The organism is Salinicola sp. CPA57, from assembly GCF_003206035.1.
GTDB lineage: Bacteria > Pseudomonadota > Gammaproteobacteria > Pseudomonadales > Halomonadaceae > Salinicola > Salinicola socius.
The window spans coordinates 82,725-99,337 of sequence record NZ_PZJR01000004.1; the positions used below are offsets into that span (position 1 = coordinate 82,725).

The following is a 16,613-nucleotide window of genomic DNA, read 5'->3' on the forward strand; positions in this document are numbered from 1 at the left end:
AGGAATTTCAATGCATTCCATGACGAACGCTCGACCTCGCCTCACGGTGAGCGGGTTGCACAAGCAGTTTCTGCTACACGGCCAGGGCGGGCTCGAAATCGACGTGATGCGCGATCTGTCGCTGACGCTGCATGCCGGCGAGTGCCTGGTGCTGGCCGGACGCAGCGGTATCGGCAAGAGCACGCTGTTGAAGATGCTCCATGGCGACTACTGCATCGATCAGGGCCGTATCCGTCTGCATTTCGACGATGGCACGCTCGACCTCGAGACGCTGCCGGCCTACGCCTGGCACGGTCTGCGCCGCGACGTGATCGGCTACGTCAGCCAGTTTCTGCGGGTGGTCCCGCGGGTCGCCGCCGTCGACGTGGTGATGGAGCCGCTGCTGGCGCGTGGCGCCGACGAGCAGGATGCCCGCCAGCGGGCCGAGACGCTGCTGGCCCGGCTCAACCTGCCCGAAAGGTTGTGGCAGCTGCCGCCCGGTACCTTCTCCGGCGGCGAACAGCAGCGCGTCAACATCGCTCGCGGGTTCATCGGCGAGCATCCGTTGCTGCTGCTCGACGAACCCACCGCGTCGCTGGATGCCACCAATCGCGACGTGGTGATCGCCCTGATCGGCGAGGCCAAGGCCCGCGGTGCGGCGATGCTCGGCATCTTTCACGACGAGGACGTGCGCGACCGGGTCGCCGATCGTCTGCTGCCGCTGGACGACAGCCTCGGCGCTCGCGCTTCTTTCACCCGGGACGTCCAGGAGACGTTGTCATGAGCGCGCAGGAACAGATACTGACCCACGCCAGGCTGGTGCTCGACGACGAGGTGATCGACGGCACGCTGGTGATCCGCGACGGCCGGATCGCGGCCATCGACCACGGCGCGAGCCAGGCCGCCGGCGCCGTCGACTGCGAAGGCGACACGCTGCTGCCGGGGCTGGTCGAGCTGCACACCGACAACATGGAGAAATATTTCCAGCCGCGGCCCAAGGTCGAATGGCCGGGGCGTCAGGCGGCACTGGCTCACGATGCCCAGATGGCGGCCAGCGGCATCACCACCGTGTTCGATGCGGTCTCGATCGGTGACGTGGACGAGCAGAGCATGCGCCACCGGGCGCTGGACGAGATGTGTCAGGCGCTATCGCAGATCGTCCACGATGGCCTGGCGCGGGTCGATCATCGCCTCCACCTGCGCTGCGAGGTCAGTCACCCGAACACGCTGGCGCGGTTCGAAGCGCTGTCGTCATCGCCATTGCTGGGCCTGGTATCGCTGATGGACCACGCCCCCGGTCAGCGCCAGTTCGCCAGCCTCGAGGCGTATCGCGTCTACTATCAGGGCAAGTACCAGCTCGATGACGCAGCGATGAACGCTTTCATGGCGACACAGATCGACAACAGCCAGCGCTACAGCGCCGAGCATCGTCGTGCCATTGCGGCCAGCTGTCGCGAACGCGGCCTGGCGATCGCCAGCCACGACGACGCCACCGTCGAGCATGTCGCCGAAAGCCACGAGTACGGCACTCGCGTCGCCGAATTTCCCACCACCCGCGAAGCGGCCGAGGCCTCCCACCGGGCCGGCATGGCGGTGATGATGGGCGCGCCCAACGTGGTTCGCGGCGGTTCCCACTCCGGCAATATCGCCGCTGCCGATCTGGTCGAGCTGGGCGTGCTGGATATCCTGTCGTCGGATTACTATCCGGCGGCGCTGCTCGATGCCGTGTTCCGGGTGGCGGCGATGGAGAACGGCTACGCGTTGCCCCGGGCGGTCGCCACCGCGACACGGATACCGGCCGAAGCGGTAGGGCTCGACGATCGCGGTCGTCTGGCAGCGGGGCTGCGCGCCGATCTATTGCGGGTGCGGTTGATCGACGATCATCCCATCCTGAGACGGGTGTGGACCGCGGGCAGGCAGGTTCATTGATGGCGTATTTTCCGAGAGGTCCGAGATGTCGCGTCTGATCTACCTCATGGGCGCCAGCGGCGTCGGCAAGGACAGCCTGCTGCGCGAGCTGGCACGGCGTCGTCCGGACGCGCTGGTGGCGCATCGCTATATCACCCGGGCCAGCGGCGGGGCGGAGAACTGTGTCGAACTCTCCCGCGAGGCATTCCACTGGCGGCGCGAGCGGGGGCTGTTCTGTCTCTCGTGGCGCGCACATGAGCTCGACTACGGCGTCGGCGCCGAGATCGAAGCGTGGCTGGCGGCGGGGCACACGGTGGTGCTCAACGGCAGTCGCCGCGCGCTGGAAAGGGCGCGCGAGCGATTCGGGGCGGCATTGGTGCCGCTGCTGGTGGTGGCGGACGCCGAGGTGCTGCGCCGACGCCTGATCGCTCGCGGACGCGAGACGCTGGCCGAGGTCGAGGCGCGACTGGCACGAAGCTGCGAGGAACACGCGCTTTCCGGGGTCGCTCGAATCGACAACGGCGGCGCGCTGGCGGAGGGCGTCAAGACACTCGAAGCCTGGCTCGACGCCGCCCCCGTATCGGACGATCCGGCGTGAAGCTGCGCTTCGCCGGCACCGGTGACAGCGCGCAGGTTCCCTGTTTCGGCTGCGACTGCCCGGCCTGCCAGCGGGCACGGCTGCTGAGCTGCCACCGCCGAGAGCCCTGTTGCGGCGAGATCGAACTCGATGGGGAACTGATCCTGATCGACGCCGGGCGCATGGATCTGGCCGCCCGCTGCGAGCGTCAGCGCCCTGCCGCCATCCTGCTGACTCACTATCACGCCGATCACGTGCAGGGGCTTTTGCACCTGCGCTGGGGCCGGGGCGAATCGATTCCGGTTTACGGTCCCAAGGATCCTCAAGGCTGCGCCGACCTGCACAGGAACCCCGGCATTCTCGACTTCCAGCCCGGTCTGAAGCCGTTCCGGACACTGCAGCTGGGGCGGCTCGAGGTCACGCCGCTGCCGCTCAACCACAGCAAGCCGACGCTGGGCTACGCGATCGAAGACGGCGTCAACCGGCTGGCCTGGCTGTGCGACACCGTGGGCCTGCCCGGTGCCACCGAACGCTTTCTGAGCGAATGGCGGCCCCATGGCGTGGTGGTCGATGCGACTCATCCCGACTCTTATCACTCCCCGAATCCGGAGTCTGATGACTCCCCGCACCCGGAGTCGCATACTACGCCCCGCAACCACAACAACGTTGCCATGGCGCTGGAGATCATCGAGCGAATCCAGCCGTCTCGCGCCTGGCTGACCCATATCAGTCACGAGCTGGATGCCGACTTCATGGCGACTTCCCGAATCCTGCCGGAGGGCGTGGAGTTGGCTTCTGACAATCTGCAGATTCTGTTCTGAACCGTGGTCAGGATTGGCTGTGAGCCAGCGTCAGGTAGCGCGACGTCTCACCGTCGAGTCGGGACTCGACCAGCGCGAGGTGGTCGTATCGCCAGATGACGGGAGTGATCAGTGTGGTCCTTGTCGCCGCGCGGCCGGCCTGACGTACCAGACTGACATGCGGGGTGAATTCACGTTGCGGCGCGGTGAAGCCGTGGCGGGACAGCGCCCGCCAGAGCTCGGTATCGAGCGTCAGGAGCGCGTCGTTCGGCGTCTGGCTGCCGGCCCAGACGATGCGGGGCTGGGGAAAATGGCCCAGTCGGTCCAGTCTCCACTCGCCGCGCAGTGCCGGCCAGCCCTGCGCGAGGTCCACGAGGGGGGCGAGCCGGACCTCGTCGACACTGCCCAGGAACGCCAGCGTGACATGCATGTTCTCCGCCGGCAGCGGGTAGCCGCCACAGAGCGGTGCCAGCCGCGCGGCCTCGTCGGCCAGCGCCCGGCGACTGGCGTCGTCGGGCCACAAGGCAAAGAAGAGTCGGCGAGAAACGGTCACGATAGCGGCCCCCTGTAGCGTTGCCAGCAGGATGGCGCATCGTTCCCCCCGTTGCCAACGGTTTGCCGGTTTGACCGCGGCTCCCGATCAGGCAGGGTCGTTGTGGGGCTGCTGGTCTTCGCCTTCCATCGTCGAGCCGTGCCCCTGGCTGAGCGGACCGGCCAGCTTGCGCAGCGCCACGTAGAAGACCGGGGTCAGCAACAGCCCGAACAGGGTCACGCCGAGCATCCCGGCAAAGACGGCGATGCCTAGGGCCTGACGCACCTCGGCGCCGGCGCCGTGGCCCAGCGCCAGCGGTATCACTGCCGCGGTGAAGGTGATCGAGGTCATGATGATCGGACGCAGCCGCAGCCGGCAGGCTTCCAGCGCCGCTTCCACCACGCTGCGACCCTGGAACTCGAGCTCGCGGGCGAATTCGACGATCAGGATGGCGTTCTTGCAGGCCAGCCCGATCAGCACCACCAGGCCCACCTGGACGAAGACGTTGGTGTCGCCGCCGGAGATCTTGACGCCGACGAGTGCCGACAGCAGACACATCGGCACGATCAGGATCACCGCCAGCGGCAATGTCCAGCTCTCGTAGAGCGCGGCCAGCACCAGGAACACCAGCATGACCGCCAACGGGAATACCACCAGCGCGGCGTTGCCCTGAGTGGACTGCTGATAGCTCAGGTCGGTCCATTCGAAGTCGATGCCATCCGGCAGTACGCGCTCGCCGATATCGGTCAAGGCGCTCATCGCCTGAGGCGACGAGAGCATCCGGGGGTCGGCTTCGCCGGCCAGATCCGCGGCCGGGTAGCCGTTGAAACGCAGCACCGGATCGGGGCCGAAGCTCTGGTGGATATCGATCATCGAACCGATCGGCACCATCTCGCCCTGGGCGTTGCGGGTGCGCAGCCGGGCGATATCCTCGACGCTGTCGCGGTAGGGGGCATCGGCCTGGGCGATGACCTGCCAGGTGCGGCCGAACGTATTGAAATCGTTGACGTAAGTGGATCCCAGATAGGTCTGCAGGGTATCGAACAGGTCGCTCACCGCCACGCCCTGGGTCTTGGCCTTGAGTCGGTCCACCTCGGCATCGAGCTGGGGCACGTTGGCCTGGTAGCTGGTGATCGGATAGCTCATCCCCGGCGTCTGCACCACCGCGCCCTGGAACGCGGTCACCGCTTCCTGCAGCGGGCCGTAGCCGAGTCCGCCGCGATCCTCGATGAACAGCTGATAGCCCGAACCGTTGCCTAGCCCGAGGATCGGCGGCGGCATGAACGAGAACGCGATGCCGTCCTTGAGGCCACTGATCTTGCCCGCGATCTCGGCGTTGATCTCCGCCGCGGTGCGGGTGCGCTGATCGAACGGCTTCAGGGTCAGAAACGCCAGCCCGGTGTTGGCGGTGTTGGTGAACTGCAGCGCGTTGAGCCCCGGGAACGAGATCGCGTGCTCGACGCCGTCGGTCTCCATGGCGATATCCACCACCTGGCGCAGCAGATCATCGGTGCGCTCCAGCGAGGCGCCCTCCGGCAGTTTCACGCCGGCGATCAGGTACATCTTGTCCTGGACCGGGATGAACCCCGGCGGCACCAGCTTGAACAGATAGCCGGTGGTGCCCAGCAGAATCAGATAGACCAGGAACACCGCGCCGCGACGGCGCAGGCTGCCCGAGACCACGCCCTGGTAGCGATTCGAGCCGGCGTTGAAGAAGCGGTTGAACGGTCTGAACAGCCACCCGAACAGAAAGTCGATCACTCGGGTCAGGCGATCTTTCGGGGCGTCGTGAGGCCTGAGCAGCATCGCGGCCAGCGCCGGCGAGAGCGTCAACGAGTTGACGGTGGAGATCACGGTGGAGATGGCGATGGTCACCGCGAACTGGCGGTAGAACTGGCCGGTGACGCCGGACAGGAACGCCATCGGCACGAACACTGCACACAGCACCAGGCCGATGGCGACGATCGGGCCGGAGACCTCGCGCATCGCCTGGTGGGCGGCGGCTCGCGGTGCCAGTCCCTGGCCGATGTTGCGCTCCACGTTCTCCACCACCACGATGGCGTCGTCGACGACGATGCCGATCGCCAGCACCAGCCCGAACAGCGTCAGCGTGTTGATCGAATACCCCAGCAGCAACAGCACCGAGAACGTGCCCACCACCGAGACCGGCACCGCCAGCAGCGGAATCAGCGAGGCGCGCCAGGTCTGCAGGAACAGCGTCACCACCAGCACCACCAGCAGGATCGCTTCCAGCAGCGTCTGAATCACCGAGCGGATCGAGTCGGTCACGAACAGCGTGGTGTCATAGACGGTGCGATACTCCACTCCCGGCGGGAACTGGGTGGCCAGCTCGTCCATGGTCCGGATCACCTGGTCGCGGATCTGCAGGGCATTGGCGCCGGGCGACTGGAAGATACCGATCGCCACCGCATCCTTGCCGTCGAGGCTGGCGCGCAGCGTGTAGTCGCCTGCGCCCAATTCCAGACGAGCGACGTCCCGCAGCCGCAGGACTTCGCCGTCCGCACCGACCTTGAGCACGATGTTGCCGAACTCCTGCTCGGTGGACAGGCGGCCCTTGGCATTGATCAGGGTCAGGAAATCACTATGCGGGGTGGGCTCGGCACCGATCTGACCGGCGGAGACCTGGACGTTCTGCTCGCGCATGGCCGCGACCACGTCGCCGGCGGTCAGGCCATGGGAAGCGATGCGATCGGGGTCCAGCCAGGCGCGCATGGCGTAGTCGCCGCCGCCGAACAGCTGCGCCTCGCCGACGCCAGAGATCTTCGCCAGCTGATCGCGCACGTGCAGGCGCGCGTAGTTGCGCAGGTAGAGGGTGTCGTAGCTGTCATCCGGCGACACCAGGTGGACCACCATCAGGAAGGTGGGGGACTGCTTCTGGGTGGTCACGCCCTGTCGCCGCACCGCTTCCGGCAGTCTTGCCAGCGCCTGGCTGACCCGGTTCTGGACGCGTACGGTCGCCTGCTCGGGATCGGTGCCGGGCTGGAAGGTGATGGTCATCTGCAGCACGCCATCGGAGCCGGCCACGGACTTGTAGTACATCATGTTCTCGACGCCGGTGATCGCCTCCTCCAGCGGCGTGGCCACGGTCTCCGCGATCTCCTTGGGGTTGGCGCCGGGATAGGTCGTGCGGACCAGCACCGAGGGCGGCACCACCTCCGGATACTCCCCGATCGGCAGATTGGGGATGGAGATCGCGCCCACCGCGAAGATGACGATGGACAGCACCGCGGCGAAGATCGGCCGGTCCACGAAAAAGCGGGAAAAGTTCATGACAGAGGCTCCTGAGCGGCGGGGACGATGCCCGCCGCGTCTTGTCATTCGGAAGGAGAGAAGTGCTTCAGGACGCGTTGAGTCGATCGGCGCGCGGCTTTCTCAGGATCGGGTGGCGACATCGTTGCCGACGGCCGGCTCACGCATGGCGATCGGATTGGGCGCGACCGGCATCCCCGGCGCGAGGACCTTCTGGGTGCCGTTGACGATCACGCGTTCACCCGCCTTGAGGCCTTCGCGAACCACGATCAGATCCCCCACTTCGCGGCCGGTCTCGATCTGGCGCGGCGTCACGGTATTGTCGTCGCCGACCACGTAGACGAAGCGCCGGTCCTGATTGGCGAGCACTGCCTTGCGGTTCACCAGCATCGCCTCTGCCAGATGGGCCACGGGCATTTCCACCCGCGCGAACTGGCCGGGTCGGAAGGCGCCATCCGGGTTGGGCAGAACCGCTCGGTAGCGCAGAGTGCCGGTATCCGCGTTGATCTGGTTGTCGACGAAATCCAGCTGTCCCTGGTGAGGGAACCCTGTCTCGCCGGTCAGCCCGATGCGTAGCGTGGCGGTCTTGCCTTGATTCAGCAGTGCTTGAGCGCTGGGGGCTTCGGCTTCGTTGCTGTCGAAATAGACGTACAGCGGATCGACCGACACCAGCGTGGTCAGCACCGACTGATCGGCACTGGCGAGGTTGCCCTTGGTGACCATGGCACGTCCGGTGCGTCCCGTTACCGGCGCGGTGACGCGGGTGTACTGCAGATCCAGCTCGGCACTGGTCAGCGCGGCTTCGGCTTCCGCCTGCTGCGCTCGGGCATTGAGCGCTGCCGCCTGACGCTGGTCGTGCTGCTCCTGGGAGATCATGTGTTTCTGGATCAGCTGGCGGGATCGGCCGGCCTCGACCTCGGTAAGCCGGCGTTGACTCTGCGCCTGAGCCAATGAGGCCTTGGCGGCCTGTACCCGGGCTTCGTAGGGACGGGGATCGATACGAAACAGCAGGTCGCCGGCCTCGACCAGTTCCCCTTCTTCGAAGGCGACTTCGTCGATATAGCCACTGACTCGCGGCCGCAACTCTACGGTCTGCGGTGACGCCACGCGACCGGTGAAGGTTTCCCGCAGCGTGACGGGTTCCACCAGCACCGTTGCGACATCTACTGCCGGCGGCGGCGGCGCACTGGCGGTTTGCGCTTCGCCCCGGGCATCGCAACCGGCGATCAATGCGATGACGAGCAATACGCCCAATCCGCGAGACAGACTTGCCGTCGACACGCGCTTTTCGTTGTATTTCTGCATTTCCTTGACCCCGCGTTGACTGTTTCCGGTCGCGATCGGTCAAAATCAGCCCAGAGATCGCGCGAGTCAGGCCCGAAAACGCACCAGCCAACCTCTGGGGTTGGCGAGCATGGGCACCGGATAGGACGATCACTGTAGGGTTCAGGCAAGCGCGGGCGTTATCGGATTCCTCGTCATTGATTGCCTAATTCTGTCGACATGGTGGATCTGCGGAAGGGAGCGTGTCAGCTTCCGGCTGTTCGGGATTGGCATCGGGGCATGATTGCCCGTTCCTTCAAAGGTCTTGCCCAATCCTGCAGATATCGGCTTTCTGTCATCAGAAAGCCAGAAAGCAGGCATATAATCGCGATTTGTCTCAAGATGACCATCAGACCAGCAAGCGAGAGGTGAAGTCGTGAGTGTCGTTCAACCTGTCTTCGAAACGCTTGACGATGAACTTGGACGATTGGCGGATACTCTGGCGTTGCAGATCCGTCAATGGACGCACCAGGAGGGTCTGACCACCACCGCGGTGCCGGGACTGGAGCTGGTGCGAGCCGATTCCTCCATCAACAACTGCATCGGTTCCACCGTGTACGACCCTTCGCTCTGCCTGATCGCGCAGGGGAGCAAGACGGTATGGCTGGGGGACCGGCAGATCGATTACGGCCCGCTGAGCTGCATGGTGTCGGCAGTGCATCTGCCGGTACTGGGCAAGGTCACTGAGGCGTCACCGGACAAACCCTATCTGGGTCTGAAAATCACTGTCGAACCCCAGGAGATCACCGATCTGGTGCTGGCGCTGGGCGAGGGGCTCGGCGACACGGAGCAGCAGGAGTGCCCCGAGAATGCTTGTGGTTTAAGTCGGGTACAGGCGGAGAAGGGGCTGGTGGAGGCGATACTGCGGCTAGTGACGCTGCTCGATTCGCCGCAGCAGGACATTCGAATGCTTGCGCCGCTGGTGCGACGAGAGATCTTCTATCGTGCGCTGATCGGGGAGATCGGTCTGCACATGCGCAAGTTCGCGATGGCGGACACCCAGACGCACCGTATTTCCAAGGTGATCGCGGTGCTCAAGGATCGTTTCACTGAGCCGCTGCGCGTTCGCGATCTGGCGGACATGGTCAACATGAGTGAGTCGTCGCTGTTCCACAGTTTCAAGCAGGTCACGCGGATGTCGCCGGTGCAGTTCCAGAAGAAGCTGCGGCTGCACGAGGCGCGGCGATTGATGCTGGCGGAAGGCATGGAGGCAGCCACCGCCAGTTTCCGCGTGGGTTACGGCAGCCCTTCCCACTTCAGCCGCGAATACAGCCGGTTGTTCGGTGTGCCGCCGCGGGCGGACGTGAGCAAGCTGCGCGGCGAGTTGCCCGAGGCCGCGCGCGCCTGAACGCGCCGCGCCGTCAGTCTCGGGCGACCCTTGCGGTGCGATCTCAGTCGCCGATGACCATCACGGCTTCGGCTTCCACCTGGCTGCCCTTGGGCAGCTGCTTGACACCGACTGCGGCACGAGCCGGGAACGGCGGCCGGAAGAACTCTTCCATCACCTTGTTGACCACGGCGAAGTTGTCGAGATCGGTCAGGTAGAGGTTGAGCTTGACGATATCCTGCAGCGACCCGGCGGCTTCCTGACATACGGCGGCCATGTTGGTGAATACCTGCCGTGCCTGAGCCTCGAATTCCTGAGAGACCAGTTCCATGGTCTTCGGATCTAGCGGAATCTGGCCCGAGAGATAGACGGTATTGCCCGACTTGATCGCCTGGGAATAAGGGCCGATGGCGGCCGGGGCGTTGTCGGTATTGATGACGGCTTTGTTGCTCATGGCGTACCCTCCAGTTTCTTTATCTAGCGTCTTCTCATAAATACTTTTTCAATGGCATTGCCATCGTGAAAAAACACTGCCCCGCCGCGCATGACGCGGCGGGGCAGCTTTTACCGATTAGTTTCGGGCGCGAACGATGCGGCCGATATGATTCAGGTTACGCAAGCGCTTGATGATTCGCGCCAGATGAATGCGGCCCTTGACCAGAATGGTCAGATTGACGATCGAGAGCCTGGCATCGCGTTCCTCGATGCCGATGCGCTCGATATTGGCGTCGGCGTCGGTGATCAGGCTGGCCAGCTCGGCGATCAGGCCGCGTCGAGTCTCGACTTCGATCCGCAGCGGTACCGGGAAATCCTGATCGATCTGCTTCGACCAGGTCAGCGAGACCAGCTTGTCGGGATCGTCGCGCAACTCGTCGAGATTACCACACTCATGCCGGTGGACGACGATCCCCTTGCCGATCGACAGATGGCCGATGACCGGATCTCCCGGTAGCGGGTGGCAGCAGCGAGCGAAGCTGATCGACATGCTCTCGGAGCCGTTGATCACGATCGGACCGTTGTGCGGGCGGATGTCCAGGAGCGGATCGGCGCTGCGTTCGCCGGCGTTGGCCTCGAGCGGCAGATCGTTCGCGACCAGGCGTCGTGCCGTGGTGTGGGCCAGCCGGGTGCCGAGGCCGATGGTCTCGAGCAGATCGTCCTCGGTCTTGAGTTCCAGCTCGTTCAACAGCGCCGTGAGCCGGCCCGTCGGCAGTTTCTCGAGACTGGTCTCGAAGCCACCCAGCGCGCGATTGAGCAGGCGCCGTCCGAGGTGGATCGCCTCGCTGCGCTGCTGACTTTTCAGCGCATGGCGAATCGCCGAGCGTGCCTTGGCGGTGATCACGAAGTTGAGCCAGGCCAGGTTGGGGCGCGCGCCCGGCGCAGTGATGATCTCCAGCGTCTGACCGCTCTCCAGCGGCGTCGACAGCGGTGCCAGATGACGATCGATACGACAGGCGATGCAGCTGTTGCCGATATCGGTATGCACGCTGTAGGCGAAGTCGACCGCCGTCGCTCCCTGAGGCAACTCCATGATGTCGCCCTTGGGGGTGAAGATGTAGACATCGTCAGGGAACAAGTCGTTCTTGACGTGTTCGATGAACTCCAGCGAGTCGCCGGCATGGCGCTGCATCTCGAGCAGGCCGCGAACCCATTCGCGGGCGCGGGCGTGACTGCCGGCAGCGATCGGGCGCTCGGTCTGACCCGCCTTGTAGAGCCAGTGGGCGGCGATGCCGTTGTTGGCCATCGCTTCCATCTCGCGGGTGCGGATCTGCACTTCGATCGGCATCCCGCTGGGCCCGAACAGCGTGGTATGCAGGCTCTGGTAGCCGTTGGCCTTGGGAATCGCGATGTAATCCTTGAAGCGCCCCGGCACCGGCTTGTAGAGGTTGTGCACCGCGCCCAGCACGCGATAGCAGTTGTCGACGCTATCGGTGATGATGCGGAAACCGAACACGTCCATGATCTCGGCGAACGGTTTGCGCTGATCGTGCATCTTGCGATAGATCGACAGCAGATGCTTCTGGCGCCCGACCACGCTGCCGGTCAGATCGTCCTCGTCGAGCCGGCGCTGCAGGCTGGTCTGGATCTGGCGCATGGTCGAACGGCGATTGCCGCGGGCGCTGGCCACCGCGCGCTTGATGCGCTCGGAACGCATCGGATGGATCGCCTGGAACGACAGATCCTCGAGCTCGACACGAATGGTGTTGATCCCCAGGCGCCCGGCGATGCGTGCGTAGATTTCCAGGGTTTCGCGGGCGATCCGGCGTTTCTTGTCCGGGCGCAGCGCACCCAGCGTGCGCATGTTGTGCAGGCGGTCGGCGAGCTTGACGATGATCACCCGAATGTCGCGGGACATCGCCATGACCATCTTCTGGAAGTTCTCGGCCTGGGCGACCGCCTTGTCCTCGAAGGTGATCTGGGTCAGCTTCGAGACGCCGTCGACCAGCTCCGCCACGGCTTCGCCGAACTGCGCTTCCAGGGCTTCCCGGGAGACGCTGGTATCTTCGATGACATCGTGCAGCATGGCGGCCATCAGGCTCTGATGGTCCATGTGCATGTTGGCGAGAATATTGGCGACGGCGAGCGGGTGGGTGACGTAGGGCTCGCCGGAGCGGCGCCGCTGACCGTCGTGGGCCTGCTCGGCATAGTAGAAGGCGCGCTTGACCTGCTGAATCTCGTCGTCGGGGAGATAGCCGCCGAGACGATCGGCCAGGTCATCGATGGTGAACATGCGGCGCGCCTATTTTTGACTACCCGTGTGACTAACCGTTATGGACGACTCGTCCTGCAATCCGTTTCTCGAACATCGTGGCGCCGGCACTGACGGCCGCGCGTCGCGACGGGAGCCGGGTTCAGATGTCGTATTCCTGGGTCGGCTCGGGGCGCGGGCGCGGCGGCGCGGCTTCGACGGGCTCGTCGAGAATGCTATCGCCGATCTGGCCGGTGGCGATCTCGCGCAGTGCCATCACGGTCGGCTTGTCGTTTTCCCACGGCAGCAGCGCATCGCGGGAGCCGCGTGCGAGCTGACGGGCGCGCTGGGACGAGATCATTACCAGCTTGAAACGGTTCTCGATGTGTTCCAGACAATCTTCGACGGTCACTCGTGCCATGGGGGTAGCCCTGCTGCCAAAATGGGTGAACGCGCCCCCTGATGCGGGGTCTGCGGGACCGAGCAGTCTACTGGAGTCGCGCGTAATCTGACAAGAGCCCGCCGATGGCGGTTCAATCGACGGGGTTCAGCAGCTCGTCGAGCAGGGTGGCGTGGCGCGCCTGCATCTTGTCGAGGCGCGACCGGCGCGCATGCACGATGCACTCGAGCTCGGTCAGTGCGTGCTCGAACGTGTCGTTGATGATCACGTGTTCATACTCGTCGTAGTGCGACATTTCGCCGACCGCGTCACGCATGCGCCGGGCGATGACGGTCTCGTCGTCGGTACCGCGCCCGGAGAGTCGCTGGTGGAGCGCGTCTCGCGAAGGTGGCAGGATGAAGATCGATTCGGCCTCGGGAGACTGCTCACGCACCTGCCGGGCACCCTGCCAGTCGATCTCGAGAATCACGTCCTCGCCCACGGCGAGGCGCTTCTCGACTTCCAGCCGCGAGGTGCCGTAGTGGCGGTCGAAGACCCAGGCGTGTTCGAAGAACTCGCCACGTTCGACCATTGCCTCGAATTCGGGCTGGCTGACGAAGTGATAATTGACGCCATCCTGCTCGCCGGGACGCATCGCCCGCGTGGTATGGGATACCGAGACGCCGATGCCCGCGTTGCGCTGGAGCAGGGCGCGCACCAGGCTGGTCTTGCCGGCACCGGAGGGCGCGGAGACGATATACAGCGTACCCAGTGCGCTGGCAGCGGGATGAGGATGAGGCGTCGAGAGAGCGTGCGACATGACAGAACGACCGTCCGGAAATACGTGAAGCGGCCTATTATGCCATGGAAATGCCACGCCCCGGCTAGGCGTCGCGCCGGACAGCGACCGGCGAGGCCGTTGTCGGATCGTGGCCGGCGGCGACGGACTATCGGCTACAATGCGCGTTGCCATTCGTTCCATGCGGCCTTGCCTCGAAGGTCGTTCTGATCGACAAGGATGTTCATGACCCCTTCCCAGACTGCCCAGAAGCGTCGCGCCGGCCCATTTCTGGGTGTTGCCCTGGCCTTCGCGGCGACGATGATCGGCACCACCATGCCGACGCCGCTCTATCCGATCTATCAGCAGCAGTTCGGCTTCTCCCAGCTGACGATCACGATCATCTTCGCGGTCTACGCCGCCGGCGTGATAGGCGCGCTGCTGCTGACCGGGCGCTGGTCGGATCAGTTGGGACGGCGTCCGATGCTGTTCGCCGGTCTGGCCGCCTCGGCGTTGAGCGACGTGGTGTTCTGGCATGCCGGCGGTCTCGGCATGATCCTGACCGGCCGCGTGCTGTCCGGTATCTCGGCCGGCATCTTCACCGGTACCGCCACCGTCGCGGTGATGGAGCTGGTGCCCGACGCCTGGAAGCGGGTCGGCCCGCTGGTTGCCACCGCGGCCAACATGGGCGGGCTGGGGTTGGGGCCGATGCTCGCCGGGGTGCTGGCGGTGGCGTTCCCGATGCCGTTGATCCTTCCCTACGTCGTCCACCTCGCCCTGGTCCTGCTGGCCGTGCTCTGCCTCTGGCGGGCGCCCGAGACGGTGGAGCGACCGGCGCGGATACGGCTGAGCGTGCAGCGGCTCGGCGTGCCCGAAGGGGTCCGCAGCGTTTTCGTTCCCGCGGCGATTGCCGCTTTTGCCGGCTTCATGGTGTGCGGTTTCGCGACCTCGGTGACGCCGGCCTTTCTCGGCAGGGAACTTGGCCATCACAACCCGGCGCTGATCGGCTTCGTGGCCGGGCTTCTGTTCATCGCCTCCACGGTCGGCCAGATGCTTCAGGGGCGACTCCCCGAGGCCCGGCGTCTGCCGATCGGCTGCGGCGTCTTGCTGATCGGCGTGCTGTTGATCGCCTGGGGCATCGGCGCGAAGACGTTGACGGGGTTCATCGTCGGCCCTGCCGTCGCCGGCATCGGCCAGGGCATCGCCTTCCGTGCCGGGTTGGGCGCCATCGCGGCGGCAAGCCCGGCGGAGCACAAGGCATCGGTGGTCTCGACCTTCTTCGTGGTGGCTTACATCGCCATCTCGCTGCCGGTGATCGGCATCGGCGTGGTGGCTTCCGTCGTCAGCCTGCAACTGACCGGGCTACTGTTCGCGCTGCTGGTGGCACTGCTCTGCTGCGTGGCGCTGGCCATGCTGCTGCGGCCGTCACGTCAGGGTGAATCGTCGGACGCCTGATCAGCCTGAGCGACAGGCTCTGGTATCATGAGCGCCGATTCGTCCCACCGACTGCCAGGAGTTCCCGATGACCGCTTCGCCCGACACGTTTCGCATCCGCCGCCCCGACGACTGGCACCTGCATCTGCGTGACGGCGAGGTGCTGAAGACGGTGCTGCCCTATACCAGCCGGACGTTTGCCCGCGCCATCGTGATGCCCAACCTGGTGCCGCCGGTGACCACGATCGAGGCGGCCAGCGCCTATCGCGGGCGCATCGTGGCGGCGATTCCCGCCGGGCACGATTTCACCCCGCTGATGACCTGCTATCTCAACGAGAGCGTCGACCGCGAGACACTGGAGCGCGGCCACGCCGATGGGCTGTTCACCGCGGCCAAGCTCTATCCGGCCAACGCCACCACCAACTCCCAGCACGGCGTCAAACGGATTCAGGACGTCTATCCGCTGCTGGAAGTGATGCAGCGGATCGGCATGCCGCTGCTGATTCACGGCGAGGTGACGCGCGGCGAGATCGATATCTTCGATCGCGAGAAATATTTCATCGACGAGGTGATGACCGACATTCGCCGCCAGTTCCCCGAGCTGAAGGTCGTGTTCGAGCACATTACCACCCGGGAAGCGGCCCAGTTCGTGCTGGAAGGCGACGAGTTCCTGGGCGCCACGCTGACTCCGCAGCATCTGGCCCAGAACCGCAACGACATGCTGGTCGGCGGCATCCGACCGCATCTTTACTGCCTGCCGATTCTCAAGCGCGGCGAGCACCAGCAGGCACTGCGCAAGGCGGTCGCCAGCGGTCACCCGCGCTTCTTCCTCGGCACCGACTCCGCGCCCCACGTCACCGCCGCCAAGGAGACCTCCTGTGGTTGCGCCGGCGTGTTCAACGCCGAAGCGGCGCTCTCGGTCTACGCCGACGTCTTTGAGCAGGAAGGCGCGCTCGAACACTTCGAAGCGTTCTGTTCCGAGAACGGCCCGCGCTTCTACGGCCTGCCGCTCAACGAAAGTCATGTCACCCTGACGCGCCAGCCGACACCGGTCGCCGAATCGGTGGGCGAAGGTGACAATACCTTCGTCCCCTACCAGGCTGGCGAATCTCTGAGCTGGTCGGTGGCGGTGGATTGATTCGCAGGGCGAATCAGGATCGAGTGGGTTGATACCGGCCTTCTGATTTTTCCTGAAATCTTTCTGACCGAAAGATGAACCCATGCCGCCAGTCTGAAGAACCATTATGGTCAGTTCGAAGACCAATATAGTCCGGGTATCATCTTGTTGTTATATCGAGTTCGATATAATGTGGCGCTACCGGTTAAGGGTTCATCATGGCAAGAGAAGAAAAGCCGATTGAATTCTGCGGAGACTCGCTGGATCGGCTACGAGCTTTTCCTCAGGCAGCGAAGCAAGATATGGGTTACCAGATTGGACTGGTCCAAGCTGGCTTGGAGCCCGAAGACTCCAGACCCATGAAAACCGTAGGTAACGGGGTTTATGAAATCAGGGTAAAGGACGAAACCGGAGCCTATCGAACGTTCTATATCGCGAAGCGACAGGATGCTATCTACATCCTTCACTGCTTCCAGAAGAAAACCGAGATGAATCGCCCCGGG

The 16,613-nt window shown here is 64.7% G+C and carries 15 protein-coding genes; 8 read left to right on the forward strand and 7 right to left on the reverse strand.

Features of this window, described 5'->3' with window-relative positions; genetic code table 11:
• Positions 1 to 10: 10 nt before the first annotated feature.
• From phnL to phnP, 4 genes are read left to right on the forward strand one after another with little or no spacing between them, the layout of a single operon-like run.
• A complete protein-coding gene (phnL, locus tag DOM36_RS06370) occupies positions 11 to 763 on the forward strand; it encodes a phosphonate C-P lyase system protein PhnL (protein ID WP_232823753.1) in 753 nt (250 codons plus the stop codon).
• Positions 760 to 1,908 carry an alpha-D-ribose 1-methylphosphonate 5-triphosphate diphosphatase gene (locus DOM36_RS06375; protein WP_075569453.1) on the forward strand — a complete coding sequence of 383 codons (1,149 nt, stop codon included), beginning with the start codon at positions 760 to 762 and terminating at the stop codon, positions 1,906 to 1,908. The genes phnL and DOM36_RS06375 overlap by 4 nt, the downstream gene beginning before the upstream one ends.
• Positions 1,909 to 1,933: 25 nt before the next feature.
• Positions 1,934 to 2,485, forward strand: coding sequence for a ribose 1,5-bisphosphokinase (gene phnN, locus DOM36_RS06380; protein ID WP_110642039.1), 552 nt, complete (start codon positions 1,934 to 1,936; stop codon positions 2,483 to 2,485).
• A complete protein-coding gene (gene phnP, locus DOM36_RS06385) occupies positions 2,482 to 3,285 on the forward strand; it encodes a phosphonate metabolism protein PhnP (protein WP_110642042.1) in 804 nt (267 codons plus the stop codon). The genes phnN and phnP overlap by 4 nt, the downstream gene beginning before the upstream one ends.
• Before the next feature lie 7 nt (positions 3,286 to 3,292).
• Here the strand turns inward: phnP and thpR are convergent, their stop codons facing one another.
• The 3 genes from thpR to DOM36_RS06400 all read right to left on the reverse strand — a co-directional run bounded on the left by thpR (position 3,293) and on the right by DOM36_RS06400 (position 8,371).
• Positions 3,293 to 3,817, reverse strand: coding sequence for an RNA 2',3'-cyclic phosphodiesterase (gene thpR / locus DOM36_RS06390; protein ID WP_157958579.1), 525 nt, complete (start codon positions 3,815 to 3,817; stop codon positions 3,293 to 3,295).
• Positions 3,818 to 3,904: 87 nt separating this feature from the next.
• Positions 3,905 to 7,087: a multidrug efflux RND transporter permease subunit gene (locus tag DOM36_RS06395; RefSeq protein ID WP_110642045.1), complete on the reverse strand. Its 3,183-nt coding sequence runs from the start codon at positions 7,085 to 7,087 to the stop codon at positions 3,905 to 3,907.
• A gap of 102 nt (positions 7,088 to 7,189) precedes the next feature.
• Positions 7,190 to 8,371 carry an efflux RND transporter periplasmic adaptor subunit gene (locus DOM36_RS06400; protein WP_075569448.1) on the reverse strand — a complete coding sequence of 394 codons (1,182 nt, stop codon included), beginning with the start codon at positions 8,369 to 8,371 and terminating at the stop codon, positions 7,190 to 7,192.
• A 394-nt stretch (positions 8,372 to 8,765) separates the two neighbouring features.
• Between DOM36_RS06400 and DOM36_RS06405 the strand changes: the two genes are divergently transcribed.
• On the forward strand, positions 8,766 to 9,737 hold the full coding sequence (locus tag DOM36_RS06405; RefSeq protein ID WP_110642047.1) for an AraC family transcriptional regulator: 972 nt from the start codon (positions 8,766 to 8,768) through the stop codon (positions 9,735 to 9,737).
• 43 nt (positions 9,738 to 9,780) lie between these two features.
• Here the strand turns inward: DOM36_RS06405 and DOM36_RS06410 are convergent, their stop codons facing one another.
• From DOM36_RS06410 to gmk, 4 genes are all read right to left on the reverse strand, one after another.
• Positions 9,781 to 10,170 (reverse strand): RidA family protein, encoded by a 390-nt coding sequence (locus DOM36_RS06410; protein WP_075569446.1) that lies wholly within the window; start codon positions 10,168 to 10,170, stop codon positions 9,781 to 9,783.
• 117 nt (positions 10,171 to 10,287) lie between these two features.
• Complete coding sequence (locus tag DOM36_RS06415) at positions 10,288 to 12,444, reverse strand: RelA/SpoT family protein (protein ID WP_075569445.1); 2,157 nt, start codon at positions 12,442 to 12,444, stop codon at positions 10,288 to 10,290.
• Between the two features lie 121 nt (positions 12,445 to 12,565).
• On the reverse strand, positions 12,566 to 12,823 hold the full coding sequence (gene rpoZ / locus DOM36_RS06420; protein WP_071230451.1) for a DNA-directed RNA polymerase subunit omega: 258 nt from the start codon (positions 12,821 to 12,823) through the stop codon (positions 12,566 to 12,568).
• A 112-nt stretch (positions 12,824 to 12,935) separates the two neighbouring features.
• The gene (gmk, locus tag DOM36_RS06425; RefSeq protein WP_075569444.1) at positions 12,936 to 13,601 is read right to left on the reverse strand and encodes a guanylate kinase; all 666 of its coding nucleotides are present in this window, start codon (positions 13,599 to 13,601) and stop codon (positions 12,936 to 12,938) included.
• Between the two features lie 204 nt (positions 13,602 to 13,805).
• On the opposite strand from gmk, the gene DOM36_RS06430 reads away from it, so the two are divergent.
• The 3 genes from DOM36_RS06430 to DOM36_RS06440 all read left to right on the forward strand — a co-directional run.
• Complete coding sequence (locus tag DOM36_RS06430; protein ID WP_110642049.1) at positions 13,806 to 15,014, forward strand: MFS transporter; 1,209 nt, start codon at positions 13,806 to 13,808, stop codon at positions 15,012 to 15,014.
• A gap of 67 nt (positions 15,015 to 15,081) precedes the next feature.
• The gene (gene pyrC / locus DOM36_RS06435) at positions 15,082 to 16,131 is read left to right on the forward strand and encodes a dihydroorotase (RefSeq protein ID WP_110642051.1); all 1,050 of its coding nucleotides are present in this window, start codon (positions 15,082 to 15,084) and stop codon (positions 16,129 to 16,131) included.
• Positions 16,132 to 16,328: 197 nt separating this feature from the next.
• Positions 16,329 to 16,613, forward strand: a 285-nt coding sequence (locus DOM36_RS06440) for a type II toxin-antitoxin system RelE/ParE family toxin (protein WP_110642069.1), incomplete at its 3' end; no start/stop codon positions are given.

Coding starts and splice junctions, on each gene's coding strand:
- DOM36_RS06375 (WP_075569453.1), top strand. CDS start 760: ATGAGCGCGCAGGAACAGATACTGACCCACGCCAGGCTGGTGCTCGAC.
- DOM36_RS06400 (WP_075569448.1), bottom strand. CDS start 8,371: ATGCAGAAATACAACGAAAAGCGCGTGTCGACGGCAAGTCTGTCTCGC.
- DOM36_RS06395 (WP_110642045.1), bottom strand. CDS start 7,087: ATGAACTTTTCCCGCTTTTTCGTGGACCGGCCGATCTTCGCCGCGGTG.
- DOM36_RS06410 (WP_075569446.1), bottom strand. CDS start 10,170: ATGAGCAACAAAGCCGTCATCAATACCGACAACGCCCCGGCCGCCATC.
- phnN (WP_110642039.1), top strand. CDS start 1,934: ATGTCGCGTCTGATCTACCTCATGGGCGCCAGCGGCGTCGGCAAGGAC.
- pyrC (WP_110642051.1), top strand. CDS start 15,082: ATGACCGCTTCGCCCGACACGTTTCGCATCCGCCGCCCCGACGACTGG.
- phnL (WP_232823753.1), top strand. CDS start 11: ATGCATTCCATGACGAACGCTCGACCTCGCCTCACGGTGAGCGGGTTG.
- DOM36_RS06430 (WP_110642049.1), top strand. CDS start 13,806: ATGACCCCTTCCCAGACTGCCCAGAAGCGTCGCGCCGGCCCATTTCTG.
- rpoZ (WP_071230451.1), bottom strand. CDS start 12,823: ATGGCACGAGTGACCGTCGAAGATTGTCTGGAACACATCGAGAACCGT.
- DOM36_RS06415 (WP_075569445.1), bottom strand. CDS start 12,444: ATGTTCACCATCGATGACCTGGCCGATCGTCTCGGCGGCTATCTCCCC.
- gmk (WP_075569444.1), bottom strand. CDS start 13,601: ATGTCGCACGCTCTCTCGACGCCTCATCCTCATCCCGCTGCCAGCGCA.